This window comes from Streptomyces sp. AC1-42W, assembly GCF_003248355.1.
Classification (GTDB): domain Bacteria; phylum Actinomycetota; class Actinomycetes; order Streptomycetales; family Streptomycetaceae; genus Streptomyces.
Genome location: NZ_QKWY01000002.1, coordinates 3,082,203 through 3,095,675 on the forward strand (window position 1 = coordinate 3,082,203; position 13,473 = coordinate 3,095,675).

General features: G+C 72.3%; 11 protein-coding genes and 1 pseudogene. 5 read left to right on the forward strand and 7 right to left on the reverse strand.

Going from position 1 to position 13,473, the window contains the following annotated elements:
- The first annotated feature begins 22 nt into the window (after positions 1–22).
- Positions 23–1,228 carry a mannose-6-phosphate isomerase, class I gene (manA, locus tag DNK56_RS31590; RefSeq protein WP_111339177.1) on the forward strand — a complete coding sequence of 402 codons (1,206 nt, stop codon included), beginning with the start codon at positions 23–25 and terminating at the stop codon, positions 1,226–1,228.
- 99 nt (positions 1,229–1,327) lie between these two features.
- Here manA and DNK56_RS31595 read toward each other — a convergent pair whose 3' ends face one another.
- From DNK56_RS31595 to DNK56_RS31605, 3 genes are all read right to left on the reverse strand, one after another.
- Entirely contained in the window at positions 1,328–2,230 is a 903-nt protein-coding gene (locus DNK56_RS31595; RefSeq protein ID WP_241990148.1) for a carbohydrate ABC transporter permease, read from the reverse strand.
- Positions 2,227–3,198, reverse strand: coding sequence for a carbohydrate ABC transporter permease (locus tag DNK56_RS31600; RefSeq protein ID WP_111339178.1), 972 nt, complete (start codon positions 3,196–3,198; stop codon positions 2,227–2,229). Before DNK56_RS31600 ends, DNK56_RS31595 begins: the two co-directional genes overlap by 4 nt.
- Positions 3,199–3,284: 86 nt before the next feature.
- On the reverse strand, positions 3,285–4,571 hold the full coding sequence (locus tag DNK56_RS31605) for an ABC transporter substrate-binding protein (protein ID WP_199563563.1): 1,287 nt from the start codon (positions 4,569–4,571) through the stop codon (positions 3,285–3,287).
- 303 nt (positions 4,572–4,874) lie between these two features.
- Between DNK56_RS31605 and DNK56_RS31610 the strand changes: the two are divergent.
- Positions 4,875–7,284, forward strand: a pseudogene (locus tag DNK56_RS31610) (glycoside hydrolase family 2 protein).
- On the forward strand, positions 7,281–8,306 hold the full coding sequence (locus DNK56_RS31615) for a LacI family DNA-binding transcriptional regulator (RefSeq protein WP_111339180.1): 1,026 nt from the start codon (positions 7,281–7,283) through the stop codon (positions 8,304–8,306). Before DNK56_RS31610 ends, DNK56_RS31615 begins: the two are co-directional and overlap by 4 nt.
- A 45-nt stretch (positions 8,307–8,351) precedes the next feature.
- Here the strand turns inward: DNK56_RS31615 and DNK56_RS31620 are convergent, their stop codons facing one another.
- The 4 genes from DNK56_RS31620 to DNK56_RS31635 form a co-directional block, all read right to left on the reverse strand.
- A complete protein-coding gene (locus DNK56_RS31620) occupies positions 8,352–8,687 on the reverse strand; it encodes a DUF6204 family protein (protein ID WP_111339181.1) in 336 nt (111 codons plus the stop codon).
- An 88-nt stretch (positions 8,688–8,775) separates the two neighbouring features.
- Complete coding sequence (locus tag DNK56_RS31625; RefSeq protein ID WP_111339182.1) at positions 8,776–9,129, reverse strand: VOC family protein; 354 nt, start codon at positions 9,127–9,129, stop codon at positions 8,776–8,778.
- A gap of 57 nt (positions 9,130–9,186) precedes the next feature.
- Positions 9,187–9,996 (reverse strand): class I SAM-dependent methyltransferase, encoded by an 810-nt coding sequence (locus DNK56_RS31630; RefSeq protein WP_111339183.1) that lies wholly within the window; start codon positions 9,994–9,996, stop codon positions 9,187–9,189.
- Positions 9,997–10,170: 174 nt separating this feature from the next.
- The gene (locus DNK56_RS31635; protein ID WP_111339184.1) at positions 10,171–11,676 is read right to left on the reverse strand and encodes a bifunctional phosphatase PAP2/diacylglycerol kinase family protein; all 1,506 of its coding nucleotides are present in this window, start codon (positions 11,674–11,676) and stop codon (positions 10,171–10,173) included.
- A gap of 116 nt (positions 11,677–11,792) precedes the next feature.
- On the opposite strand from DNK56_RS31635, the gene DNK56_RS31640 reads away from it, so the two are divergent.
- Both DNK56_RS31640 and DNK56_RS31645 read left to right on the forward strand, forming a co-directional pair.
- Entirely contained in the window at positions 11,793–12,569 is a 777-nt protein-coding gene (locus tag DNK56_RS31640) for an IclR family transcriptional regulator (protein WP_111339185.1), read from the forward strand.
- Entirely contained in the window at positions 12,566–13,417 is an 852-nt protein-coding gene (locus DNK56_RS31645) for an SMP-30/gluconolactonase/LRE family protein (RefSeq protein ID WP_111339186.1), read from the forward strand. Before DNK56_RS31640 ends, DNK56_RS31645 begins: the two co-directional genes overlap by 4 nt.
- Positions 13,418–13,473 lie beyond the last annotated feature (56 nt).

Genomic DNA, 13,473 nt, shown 5'->3' on the forward strand with positions numbered 1-13,473 from the left:
CCGGCCTCGTAAGGAACTCCTCATGGAACCACTCGTCAACACCGTCCGCTCCTACCCCTGGGGCTCCCTCACCGCCCTGCCCCGGTTCCTGGGCGCCGAGCCCGACGGGCGCCCGCAGGCCGAGTTGTGGATGGGCGCCCATCCGGGCGCCCCCTCGCTGGTCCGGCGCGGCGCCGGACTCCGGCCGCTGGACGCCGTGATCGGGGCCGACCCGGCCGCCGAGCTGGGCGAGGCCGCGCTGCGCCGGTTCGGGGCACGGCTGCCCTTCCTGCTCAAGGTGCTCGCGGCCGGCGCGCCGCTCTCCCTCCAGGTGCACCCGGACCCGGCGCAGGCGGCGGCCGGCTTCCGGGCCGAGAACGCCGCCGGCATCCCGCTGGACGCCCCGCACCGCAGCTATCGCGACGACAACCACAAGCAGGAAATGGTCGTCGCGCTGGGCGAGTTCGAGGGGCTGTGCGGCTTCCGGCCGCCGCTGGAGTGCGCCGCGCTGCTGGCCGCGCTCGGGGTTCCCGAACTCGCGCTGCACGGCCAGATCCTGCGTACGCAGCCCGAGGAGTCCGTCCTGCGCACGGTGTTCTCCGCGTTCCTGGAGCCTGCGGCCGGCCTCGTCGCGGCGGTGGCCGGGGCGGTCGCGCGCGGGGCGCGGGAGGAGGGCCCGCACCGGGCGGACCTGGCGCTGTACGACGCGGTCGCGCGGGCGTACCCCGGCGACGCCGGACTGCTCGCGGCGCTGATGCTGCGGACCGTACGGCTGGCGCCCGGCGAGGGGCTGTTCCTGGGCGCCGGGGTGCCGCACGCCTATGTGCGGGGCCTGGCGGTCGAGATCATGGCCGCGTCGGACAACGTGCTGCGCTGCGGCCTGACGGCCAAGCACATGGACCGGGCGGAGCTGCTGCGGGTGGTGCGGTTCGCCGCCCCGCCCGTACGCGTACTGACGCCGGCGGCGGACGGGCCGGAGGAGGTGTACCCGGCCCCGGTGGACGACTTCCGGCTCTCGCGGGTACGGGTGGCGGCCGGCGCTCCCGCCGTCGCCCTGGACGTGGCGGCGCCGCAGATCCTGCTCTGCACGCGCGGCGAGGCCCGTCTCACCGCGGCGGACGGCACGCTCACCCTCCGGCCGGGCTCCTCGGCGTACGCGCCGGCGGGGGAGCGGGTGACGGTGGCCGGGGACGGCGAGGTCTACCGCGCCACCGCCGGCATCGGCCTCTGCACGGACTCCGGCGCTTAACCGGTTTTGTGCAGCGCCGCCTCCCTCCGCGTATTCCCTTCCCTTGTCGAAAGGGGTGGGAAGAGCGGAGGGAGGCGGCGTTTTCCTTTTCGTGTTCCGTTACTTCGTCGCGCCCTGCGCGAAGCCGTTGTAGATGTAGCGCTGGAGGAACAGGAAGGCGATCAGCGTGGGGACGATGACGAGGACGGCACCGGCCGAGATGTTCTCCCAGTGGGCGCCGAACGGCCCCTTGAAGCGGAACAGCGCGGTGGAGACCGTGCCGAGGTCCTGGGACGGCATGTAGAGGAAGGGGATGTAGAAGTCGTTGTAGACGGTGATCCCCTTGATGATCACCACGGTCGCGATCGCCGGCTTGAGCAGCGGCAGAATGATCTTGCGGTAGATCGTGAACGAGTTCGCCCCGTCCAGCCGCGCGGCCTCGTCCAGGGACACCGGGATGCCCCGGATGAACTGCAGGAAGATGTAGATCGAGACGATGTCCGTACCCATGTGGAGCAGGATCGGCGCCCAGCGGGTGTCGAACAGGCCGAAGCCGTTGACCACCTGGAAGGTGGCGACCTGGGTGGTGACACCCGGCACGAGCGTGGCGACGAGGAACAGCGCCATGACGAGCTTCCTGGCCCGGAAGTGGAAGCGGTCGACGGCGTAGGCCGTCATCGACCCGATGATGACCGTGCCGGTGATCGAGAAGAGCAGGATGAACAGGGTGTTGCCGAACGCGGTGAGCATCCGGCCCTCGGAGAACGCGGTCGCGTAGTTGTCGAAGTTCAGCCAGTCGCCCGGCAGCGACAGCGCCCCGCCGTCGGTGGCCTCCGCCGAGGTCTTCAGCGAGGTGAGGAAGACGACGGCGAGCGGCAGGATCACCACCAGCGAGGCGACGACGAGCGACACGTAGACGAGGGTCTGTCCGATCCGGCCGCGCAGGCGGACCCGCCGGGGGCCGGGCAGGGGGCGGGAGCGGCCCGCGGTCTTCACGGGCGCGGTCCGCTGGGCCGTGGTCATACGAGGTCCACCTTTTCGTCGGGCACGAGCCGGCGCTGGATCCAGGTGATCAGCAGCACGATCAGCAGCAGCACCACGGCGGCGGCCGATGCCAGCCCGGTCTTGTTGAACTGGAACGCGAGCTTCACGGTCTGGATGACGAAGGTCGAGGTGCCGGTCGCACCGCCGGTCATGATCCAGGGAATCTCGAACACCGCGAGCGACCCGGAGACCGCGAGGATGACGCTCAGGCTCAGCACGGGCCGGATGCTCGGGGCGATGATGTGCCGGAACTGGTCCCACTTGGTCGCGCCGTCCAGCTGGGCCGCCTCGTACAGCTCGCCCGGAATGGACTGGATGGCGCCGAGGAACAGCACGAAGTTGAGGCCGGTGTAGCGCCACACCGAGACGCCGGCCAGCGAGGTGTTGGCCGATTCCGGGTCGCCCAGCCAGGCGTGGTCCGGGTCCTGGCCGAACCAGGAGAGCACCGTGTCCAGGGTGCCGCCGTCCTGGAAGAAGTACAGGAACACGAAACCGATGGCCACGCCGTTGATGAGGTAGGGGAAGAAGAGCAGCCCCTTGAACAGGTTCCGGAACCGCAGATCGAAGCTGAGCACCGTGGCGAAGTACAGCGCGATCACGATCTGGAACGCCGAGGCCGCCAGGTAGTAGAAGCTCACGAAGAACACCCGGAACAGCTCGGGCCGGGTGAAGATCTGGACGTAGTTGTCCACGCCGGTGAAGTTCCGGTCGGGGCTGATCCCGTCCCAGTCCGTGAAGCTGTAGTAGAGCATGTTGCCCACGGGCACGTAGGTGAACGTGATCAGCAGGGCCAGCGGCGCCACCAGGAACAGCCAGGGTGTGGCGCGGCGGAGCAGCCTGCCCCGGTGGCCACCTCTGCGGGGGCCGGCTCCGGTGGCGGAGGTGCCGCGACGCTGGGGCGTCGCACGGTGCGTTCTCACGCTCACCGCCTCGGTCGTCTCGGTCATTGTCGGGCCTTTCATCATCCGCGTCCGCGTCGGTCGTGCGGGGCGCGGGCCCCGGCCGGTGTCGTTCGGCCGGGGCCCGCGCCGGTTCAGGAGCCGATGGTCTTCGCGGCGTCGTCCCACTTCTTGTTCAGCTCGGCGAAGTAGCTCTCGGCGCTGCCCTTCTGCGCGCCGCGCGCGATGTCCACCAGCTTCTGGCGGTAGTCGGGCTTGTTGAGGCCGATCTCGGCGGCGTTGTCGATGTCGTTGACCGTGCCGGTTTTGGCCTCCGAGCGCTCCACGAAGGTGACATCGTTGTCAACGAATTCCTTGAGGGTGTCGGGCATGGGGGCCGACTTCAGGGTGGGTACGGCGCCCTCCTTGGCGGAGTAGCCGGACTTCTCCGTGAACCAGTCGATCCAGGCGCGGGCCGCCTCCTTGTGGTCCGAGTGGATGTTGACGGCCTGCTGGTAGTCCGACACGAGGGTGGCGCACTGCCCTTCCTCGCGCTGGACGGGCGCCGGCATGTATCCGATGTCGTCGGGGTTGCCGCCCGCCTGCTCGGCGGCGTCCCGCATCTGGCTGATGGCCCAGGAGCCGACCATCATGGAGCCGATCTCGCCCTTGGCGAGCTTGCTCTTGGACGCCTCCCAGTTGGTGGTGCTCGGGTCCTTCTCGGAGAGCCCGTCCTTGACGATGTCGTACAGCAGGGTGTCGATCACGCGCAGCTCGCTGCCGGGCTTCCACGGGGAGACGGGCCCGGCCAGCTTGTTGTTCGCCTCCTCGCTGCACGTGACGGAGCCGATGTTGGCGGACCACTGGACCAGCGGCCAGCCGTCCTTGAAGTTGGTGTAGTACGGGACGGCGCCGGTCTTCTCCTTGATCGCCTCCAGGTCCGCGAGGAACTCCTCCGGCGAGCCGGGCCAGTCGGTGATGCCGGCCTTCTTCCAGAGGGCCTTGTTGTAGACGAAGCCGTTGGCGGTGCCGAACTGGGCGATGCCGTAGGTCTTGCCGTTGACCTCGGACTTGTCGCTGAAGCGGTACTTGTCTGCCATCTCGATGGAGGAGCCGAGCGGGGCGAAGAACTTGGGGTAGTCGTTCTTGGCGACCGCGGCCGGGATCATCAGGACGTCGCCGTACTCGTCCGTGTTCATCCGGATCTTGACTTCGCCCTCGTAGTCGGTGAGGCCCTCGAACTTCACCTCGATCTTGGGGTGGACCTTGTTGAACTCCGCCGCGTAGGCCTTCATCGCCCCGTTCTTGATCAGGTCCGTCCGCTGTGTCAGGACCGTGATGGTGCCGCTCGCGCTGCCCGGGTCGGCCGGGGCCGAGGCCGTCTCCGTGGACGGTGTGCCGCCGCCCCCGCATCCCGTGACGGTCAGTGCCGCGACGGCCAAAAACGTACCTGTGAGTGTCCTGGTCTTCCCCCATGTGCCCTGCTCCTTCGGACGGCGGCTCGGGTCTGTGCCGGATGTCGGCACTATGACAGGAGAGAAGTGAACCGGTAAAGCGCATGTTTCCCCTGAGATGCCGAATCGTTACCGGGGTTCGCGTTTTCGCAGGTAAGAGGGCGTGCGGTTCTGCGGGCATGTGATCACATGAGAACTAGACCGGTTTATGGACAGGGGTCGAACGACGGGCTAAGTTGTGCCGCGTCGTACATCTGTCACCGTGCGCACTGGGCCGATTGGAGCCGCACCATGAAGGACATCACCCCGCTCGCCGAAGGCTGGAACCTGCGCTACGACCAAGCGCTGCTGCCGGCCTCGGTACCCGGCTGCGTCCACACCGACCTGCTCGCGGCGGACGTCATCCCCGACCCCTTCCTCGACCGCAACGAGACCGAGGTCGCCTGGGTCGGCCGGCGCGCGTGGACCTACCTCACCGACGTGTCGCACCGGAGCACGCACGAGCGCACCGACCTCGTCTTCGACGGCCTGGACACCGCCGCCCGGATCACCTTCGACGGGCGCGAGCTGGGCACCACCCGCAACATGCACCGCACCCACCGGTTCGACGCCACCGGCCTGACCGGCCGGCTGGAGGTGCGGTTCGCCTCCGCGTACGAGGAGGCCGCCGCCGTCCGCGCCCTCACCGGCGACCGGCCCAACGTCTACCCCGAACCCTTCCAGTACATCCGCAAGATGGCGTGCTCCTTCGGCTGGGACTGGGGCCCGACCCTCGTCACCGCCGGCATCTGGCGCCCCGTACGCCTGGAGCACTGGTCCACCGCGCGCCTCGCCTCCGTCCGCCCCCTCGTCACCGCGGACGACACGACCGGGACCGTCGAGGTGCGGCTGCGCGTCGAGCGCACCGCGTCCGGGGCGGGCGCCGAGCTGCGGGCCCGCGCCACCGTTGCCGGAGCCGAGGCGGAGGTCCGCTTCGAGGGCGACGAGGCCGTGCTGCGGCTGACCGCGGACCGGCCCCGGCTGTGGTGGCCGCGCGGTTACGGCGACCAGCCCCTCTACGACCTCGACATCACCCTGCTCGACGCCACCGGACCGCTCGACACCTGGCACCGCCGCATCGGCTTCCGCACCGTCGAGGTGGACCGCGCCCCCGACGAGCACGGCACCGGCTTCACCCTCGTCGTCAACGGCGTCCGCGTGTTCGCCCGGGGCGTCAACTGGATACCCGACGACGTCTTCCCCTCGCGCGTCACCCCCGAGCGCTACCGCACCCGGCTGCGCCAGGCCGCCGACGCCAACGTGGACCTGGTCCGCATCTGGGGCGGCGGCATCTACGAGGACGAGGCGTTCTACGACGCCTGCGACGAGCTGGGACTGATGGTGTGGCAGGACTTCCTCTTCGCCTGCGCCGCCTACCCCGAGGAACAGCCGCTGCGCGGCGAGATCGAGGCCGAGGCCCGCGACAACGTTGTCCGGCTCATGCCGCACCCCAGCCTGGTCCTGTGGAACGGCAACAACGAGAACCTCTGGGGCTTCCGCGACTGGGACTGGGAGGAGCCGCTCGCCGGTGACTCCTGGGGCGAGGGCTACTACCTGGGCGTCCTGCCCCGGATCGTCGCCGAACTCGACCCCACCCGCGCCTACACCGCCGGCAGCCCCTGGTCCGGCTCCTGGGACCACCACCCCAACGACCCCGCCCACGGCACCCACCACTCCTGGGAGGTGTGGAACCGGCAGGACTACGCCGAGTACCGCGCGGACGTGCCCCGGTTCGTCGCCGAGTTCGGCTGGCAGGCGCCCCCCCGCGATGGCCACCCTCCGCCGCGCCCTGCCCGGCGAGGAACCGGCCGCCGACTCGCCCGGCATGCTCCACCACCAGTAGGCCGAGGACGGCAACGGCAAGCTCGACCGCGGGATCGCCCGCCACTTCGCCCCGCCCGAGGGCGACTTCGACCGCTGGCACTACCTGACCCAGCTCGTCCAGGCCCGCGCCGTCGCCACCGGCATCGAGCACTGGCGCTCCCACTGGCCGGTCTGCGCCGGCACCGTCGTCTGGCAGCTCAACGACTGCTGGCCGGTCAGTTCCTGGGCCGCGATCGACGGCGACGGCCGCCTCAAGCCCCTCCACCACGAACTGCGCCGGGTGTACGCGGACCGCCTGCTGACCCTGCACCCGGACGGCGACGGCGACGGCGCGGGCGTGGTGCTCGCGGTGATCAACCAGTCCGCGACGCCCTGGCACACCGAGGTGACCCTGTCCCGCACCGGGGCGGACGGCGCGCTCAACGGCCGGGACGTGCGGGAGGTGACGGTCGCCGCGCGCTCCGTCGTCCGCCTGACCGTGCCCGCCGGACTCGTACCGGCCGGCAGCGCCACCGAGTTCCTCGTCGCCGACGCCGAAGGGCTGCGGGCCACCTGGTTCCCGGTGCCCGACAAGGAGTTCGACTACCCGGAGCCGTCCTTCGACGTGACCGTGGAACCCGCCCCGGGCGGCGGTGGTAACGTCCGCGTGGTGGTCAACGCGCACACCCTCGTCAGGGATCTTCTCCTCCAGGCCGACCGGCTCGACCCCGCTGCCGCGGCCGACCGCGGTCTCGTCACCCTGCTCCCCGGCGAACAGGCCGTCATCGGGATCGACGGCTGCGGCGACGTGAGCGCCGACGACGTGCGCGCCGCCCTGTTCTGCGTGGGCACGAAGTGACCGCTCCGGCTCGCGTCACGATCAAGGACGTCGCCGCGCGGGCCGGTGTGTCCAAGGGGGCCGTCTCGCTCGCCTTCAACGGCAAGCCGGGCGTCTCGGACGCGACGCGGGAACGCATCTTCCAGGTGGCCCGGGAGCTGGGCTGGGAGCCCAACCGGACGGCGCGCAGCCTCTCCGGCCGCAGCGCCGACATCATCGGGCTCGTGCTGAACCGCCCGGCCCGGCTCCTCGGCCTGGAACCGTTCTACATGGACTTCATCTCGGGCATCGAGAGCGTCCTGGCGGAGCGGTCCTGTTCGCTGCTGCTGCGGCTGGTCCGCGACGTGGACGAGGAGATCGAGCTGTACCGGGAGTGGTGGCGCGGCCAGACCATCGCGGGCGCCGTCCTCGTCGACTTCCGGTCGGACGATCCGCGCGTGCCCGCGCTGGAGGCCGTCGGGCTGCCCGCGGTCGCCGTCGGCCATCCGTCGCTGACCGGGTCCTTCCCCGCGGTGTGGACCGACGACGCCACGGCCACGGCGGAGGCCGTCCGCTATCTGGCCGCCCTCGGGCACCGGCGCCTCGCGCGCGTCGGGGGCCCGGCCGGCTTCGGGCACAGCGCGATCCGCACACGCGCCTTCGAGGCCACGGTGCGGGAACTGGGCCTCGAACACGGCACCCAGATCGCGACCGGGTTCGACGAGCGGGAGGGCGCCCGGGCGACGCGCTCGCTGCTCCTGGCGAAGGACCGGCCCACCGCGATCGTCTACGACAACGACATCATGGCGGTGGCCGGCGCGGGCGTCGCCGCCGAGATGGGCTTCGTGGTCCCGGACGACGTCTCGCTGCTGGCGTGGGACGACTCCCAGCTGTGCCGGATCACCCATCCCACTCTGTCCGCGATGAGCCACGACATCCACCACTTCGGCGCGGAGGTGGCGCGGACCCTGTTCACGCTGATCGAGGGCACCCACCCCGGTGACCTCCGGGTGCCGACCCCGTCGCTCACGCCCAGGGGCTCGACGGCACCGGCGCCGCAGTGACGCCGCGCGCCGCGCGACCGGGACCTCCCGGTCGCGCGGCGCGGCTCAGCGGCGCTTGTGGTTGATCTTCATCGTGTCCATGTCGGTCGCGGTGGACCGCAGCTCGCCGTGCCCGTAGCCGGCCTCGCGCAGCGCCGTCAGCGCCCGGTCCTCGGCGATCGCGGACGCCATCTCCTCGCCGTCCGCGGCGTCCGACACGACCACGTAGCGGAAGCTGAAGTGCTTGAGGACCCGGTCGTAGGTGAGCGAGCCCTCCTCGGTGAACCGCATCCCGGCGAGGCCGTGCTCCTCGACCTCCGCGAGCAGCCGCTCGCGCGCCGCGTCCGTCAGGTCCTGCCAGGTGCCGCGCACGATCACCCGGTACGTGTGCTGCGTGCTCATCTGCCGCGCCGTTCCTCTCCGCCTGCCCCGTCGTCTGTCCGGGGCGAGCGTACGGCGGGCCGCAGCGGGACGGAAACGGAATTCCGGCTCAGCCGGTCAGGTTGCGGTCCACGTACTCGAAGACCGAGCCGTCCGGGTGCACGGCGATGAGGTTGCGGCCGACCGGGGTGGGCACCGGGCCCGCGATCACCCGGGCGCCGACCCCGGTCAGCGCCGCGTGCGCCTCGTCCACGTTCTTCACGGCGATGGTCGCGGTGACCTTGCGCAGGATCTCCAGCTCCGCTTCGGGACCGCTCATCAGCAGGAAGCAGCTGATCGCGGCGACGGAGACCCCGCCGCGCTCGAACCGCAGGGCGGGGGCGCCCGTGAGCTTCTCGTAGAAGGCCACCGCGGCCTCCAGGTCGTCGACGCAGATACGCAGCGTGGTTCCCAGAATCTCCATGGCGGCCAGGTTAGTTGGCCGCCCGCCGCCATGTGGTCCCTTCGGGCCGGGGCCGGCTCAGGCGCGGCAGAGCACCTCGCCGTGCGGCACCATGAACCAGCCGTCGCCCTGCTCGCCCCACGTCCGCCACGCGGCGGCGATCTCCGCCAGCTCCTCGGCCGTGGCGTGCCCGCCCTCCACCGCGAGCGCCGCGTACGCCGAGCCGACGGTGCGGTCCGCCCACAGCCCGCTCCACCAGGCGCGGGTCTCCGGGGTGGCGTAGCACCAGGTGGACGCGCCGGGCGTGATCTCGGTGAACCCGGCCTGCCGGGCCCAGGACAGCAGCCGGCGTCCGGCGTCCGGCTCGCCGCCGTTGGCGCGGGCCACCCGGCCGTACAGCTCCTGCCAGTGGTCCATGACGGGGGACTCCGGGAACCAGGTCATCGCCGCGTAGTCGCTGTCGCGTGCCGCGACCACGCCGCCGGGGCGGCACACCCGGCGCATCTCCCGCAGCGCCCGCACCGGATCGCCCACGTGCTGCAGGACCTGATGGGCGTGGACCACGTCGAAGGAGTCGTCGGGGTAGTCCAGGGCGTGGACATCGGCGACGGCGAACTCCACGTTGTCCAGGCCGCGTTCGGCGGCGACCGCGGCCGCCTGGCCCAGGATCTCGTCGGTGGTGTCCACCCCCGTCACCCGGCCCGGCGCCACCAGCGCGGCCAGGTCGGCGGTGATGGTGCCGGGGCCGCAGCCGACGTCCAGCACGGCCAGGCCGGGGCGCAGCTCACCGATGAGATAGGCGGCGGAGTTGGCGGCGGTGCGCCAGCGGTGCGAGCGCAGCACCGACTCGTGGTGGCCGTGGGTGTAGACGGCGGTCTCCTTCGGCATGGCCGTGCGTCCTCTCTCGAATCGCGAACCGCGAAAGCGCTGTCCGACGGTTCCAACGTAGAGCCTTTCGCCGAATAATGAGATGGGTATCTTGCGATGTGGACAGCGTGCGGAGGTGCGAAGGGGCGGCCGACTTCGCGCCGACCGCCCCGAGTTGGCCCTTCCGCCGACCGGCTACGCCTGCATCGGGCAGTACACCGTCAGCGCCTCCGGCAGCTTGTCCACCAGCAACTCCGTCCCGCTGTGCGCCACTTCACCGTCGTACGCATACGGCGTGCCCGGCTCCAGGCCGGAGATCCGCACCCGCTGCCTGCGCACCGCGGCGTGCATGGGGGAGCGGGTCAGCGGTCCGGCGACCGCCGCCGCCAGCAGCCGCAGACCGGGGGTCCGGCCACCGTGCACCATCCGTACGTCCAGCAGCCCGTCCGCGAGATTGTGCCGCCGGCCCGGCGCCGGGCCCACCCGCTGGAACATCCCGTTGCCGACGAACAGCAGCCACAACGGGCGCCGCCTGCCCTGGATTTCGGCCTCCAGCGGACGTTCCCCGCGCAGCACGCGCAGGGCGGCGAGCACCCCGGCCGGCCAGCCGCCGATCCGGGGCGACCAGTGCTCCCGCAGCCGCACCAGCTCCGGATAGACGCCCAGGCTGAACGCGTTCAGGAAGTATCCCGGCCCGCCCTCCGGCCCCTGCGGACCGGGCCGGAACCGCCCCAGGTCCACCCGCACCGCACTCCCCGAGGCGAGCGCGGAGCCGACGTCGGCGACGGTCTCAATGCCCAGGTCGTACGCGAAGTGGTTGAGGGTGCCGCCGGGGAACACCGCCAGCGGCACCCCCCGCGACGCCGCCACGGCCGCCGCCCGGTTGACCGTGCCGTCCCCGCCGCACACCCCCAGCGCCCGGCCCCGGCCCGCCGCCTTCTCCAGCTCGTCGGCAAGCAGCCCCGGCGAGCACTCCACGATCTCCGCCCGCGGCAGCGCGTCCCGCACCAGCGAGGCGGTCGCGGTCGCCGTCCCCGACTCCTGGTTGACGACCACCACCAGGCCCTCGCCGTCCGGCAGGGCGGGCGCGTCGGCAGGCGGCCGGCCCGGCGCGGGCAACTGCCCCCTCGTCGGCACCACCCCCCGCAGCGCGAACGCCGCCCCGACCCCCAGCACCGCCCCCGCCACCACATCGCTCGGGTAGTGCACCCCGGTGTAGACGCGGGACGCGGCCACGGACAGCGCCACCGGCGCGACCACCGCCCCCCACCCCTTCGACTCCAGCGCGACCCCGGTGGCGAACGCGGCGGCCGACGCCGCGTGCCCCGACGGGAACGACGTGGTCACCGGCTGCCGCTTCAGCCGCCGTATCACCGGCACCCCGTCCAGCACCGGCCGCTGCCTGCGCACCGCCCCCTTGCCCACCGTGTTGATCGCGGCCGAGGCCACCGCGAGCGAGGCGATCCCCCGCAGCGCCGCCCGCCGGGCCCGCGCACTGCCCCCGAAGGCGGCCATGCCCGCCGCCGCGCCGAACCACAGCAGCCCATGGTTGGCGCTGCGGCTCAGCCGGGGCAGCACGGGCCCGGCGGCCGGCCAGTGCCGCTGGGCCAGATTCCGGAACACGGCGGCATCGCGCCGGTGGAACCGGTCGCTCAGCCCGGCGAGCCGGGAGGGGACGGAGGCATTGCTCGCAGACGACATGCGACAGCGAATACCCCGCATCGCCGCGCCGAACCAGCGGCCACGCCGAAGGTAGCCTGTGATCGTCGTACCGGTCGCCGGCCGGGACGCCGCACACGAGAGGGGGGTGCACGGCCATGGGGCGACTCGTCCCCGCGGTGACCAGGGCGCTCGACGTGCTCGAACTCTTCCTCCACGGCGACGGAACGCTCTCCGCGCCCGAGGTGACCCGCAAGCTCCAGCTGCCGCGCACCACCGTGCACGAGCTGCTCACCACGCTCGCCGCCCGCTCGTACCTGGTCAGGGACCCCGACCGGCCCGGACAGTACCGGCTGGGCGTGCGCACCTACCAGCTCGGCAGCCGGTACGCGGAACAGCTCGACCTCGCCGCCGAGGGCCGGCAGGTCGCCCGCCGCCTCGCCGCCGAATGCGGCGAGAGCGTGCACGTGGCGATCCTGGACGGCACCGACACCGTCTGCGTCGCCCAGGCGGACTCCACCCACGCCGTACGCATGGTGTCGGCGGCCGGCCACCGGCTGCCCGCCCACTGCACCGCGGCCGGCAAGACGCTCCTCGCCTCACTGCCCGCCCCGGAGCTGGACGCCCGGCTCGACGGACTGGAGCTGACCGCGCTCACCCCGCACACCATCACCGCCGGGCCCGAACTGCGGGCCGCGCTCGACGCCGTACGGGAACAGGGCTTCGCGGTCGAGCACCAGGAGTCCGGACCCGGCGTCGGCTGCGTCGCCGCACCCGTGCGCGACCGGACCGGGCGCGTCGTCGCCGCCCTCTCCGTCGCCGTCCCGCTGATCCGCTGGACCGAGGAGCGCGCCCGCGAACTCGCCGTGCTCGCCGACCGGGGCGCGGACGACCTGTCGCAGCGCCTCGGACACGAAAAAAGGAGCCCGGTGTGACCCGCACCCGCGCCGAGGTCGCCGTACGGGAACAGGCCGTCCTCGGCGAGGGCCCGACCTGGGACGCCGCCACCGGACGGCTGATCTGGGTCGACATCCTCGCCGCCCGCGTCCACACCTACGCACCGGCGACCGGCCGCCGCACCCTCATGGCCACCGGACAGCACGTCGGCGCCGCCAAGCCGAGAGCCGGCGGCGGACTGGTCGTCAACCTGCGCGACGGCGTCGGCCTCTACGACACCGGCGGGGCCTTCCGCCGGCTGGTCCACGACCCCGTACCGGGCCGCCGCGCCAACGACGCCGCCGTCGCCCCGGACGGCGCGCTGTGGGCCGGCACCACGCGCTACGACCACGCCGAGGGCGGCGGCACCCTGGCCCGGATCGCCCCGGACGGCACCACCACGCCCGTCCTGCCCCGGGTGACGTGCAGCAACGGCACCGGCTGGAGTCCGGACGGCCGGCTCATGTACTACACCGACACCCTCACCCGCCGCATCGACGTCTTCGACGTGGACGGCCCCCACGTCACCGGACGCCGCCCCTTCGCCGTCCTGGAGGACGGCGCCGGCTACCCCGACGGGCTCACGGTCGACGCCGAGGGCGCCGTCTGGGTCGCCCTCTGGGACGGATCGGCGCTGCGCCGCTACACCGCGGACGGCCGCCTGGAGCGCACCGTGCACCTGCCGGTGCGGCGGCCCACCGCCTGCGCCTTCGGCGGCCCCGGACTGCGCGACCTGTACATCTCCACCGCCCGCACCGGACTCGACGCCCCGCACCCGCTCGCCGGCTCCCTGCTCGTCCTCCCCGACGCGGGACACGGCCTGCCCGGCACCCCCTTCGCCGGCTGACCGCCCGGCCCGGCCGCCCTCCAGAGCGGGCGCGCCACCCCGTTCCCTCGTATAAA

Coding starts and splice junctions, on each gene's coding strand:
- DNK56_RS31625 (WP_111339182.1), bottom strand. CDS start 9,129: ATGGAGATTCTGGGAACCACGCTGCGTATCTGCGTCGACGACCTGGAG.
- DNK56_RS31630 (WP_111339183.1), bottom strand. CDS start 9,996: ATGCCGAAGGAGACCGCCGTCTACACCCACGGCCACCACGAGTCGGTG.
- DNK56_RS31635 (WP_111339184.1), bottom strand. CDS start 11,676: ATGTCGTCTGCGAGCAATGCCTCCGTCCCCTCCCGGCTCGCCGGGCTG.
- DNK56_RS31620 (WP_111339181.1), bottom strand. CDS start 8,687: ATGAGCACGCAGCACACGTACCGGGTGATCGTGCGCGGCACCTGGCAG.
- manA (WP_111339177.1), top strand. CDS start 23: ATGGAACCACTCGTCAACACCGTCCGCTCCTACCCCTGGGGCTCCCTC.
- DNK56_RS31600 (WP_111339178.1), bottom strand. CDS start 3,198: ATGACCGAGACGACCGAGGCGGTGAGCGTGAGAACGCACCGTGCGACG.
- DNK56_RS31640 (WP_111339185.1), top strand. CDS start 11,793: ATGGGGCGACTCGTCCCCGCGGTGACCAGGGCGCTCGACGTGCTCGAA.
- DNK56_RS31595 (WP_241990148.1), bottom strand. CDS start 2,230: ATGACCACGGCCCAGCGGACCGCGCCCGTGAAGACCGCGGGCCGCTCC.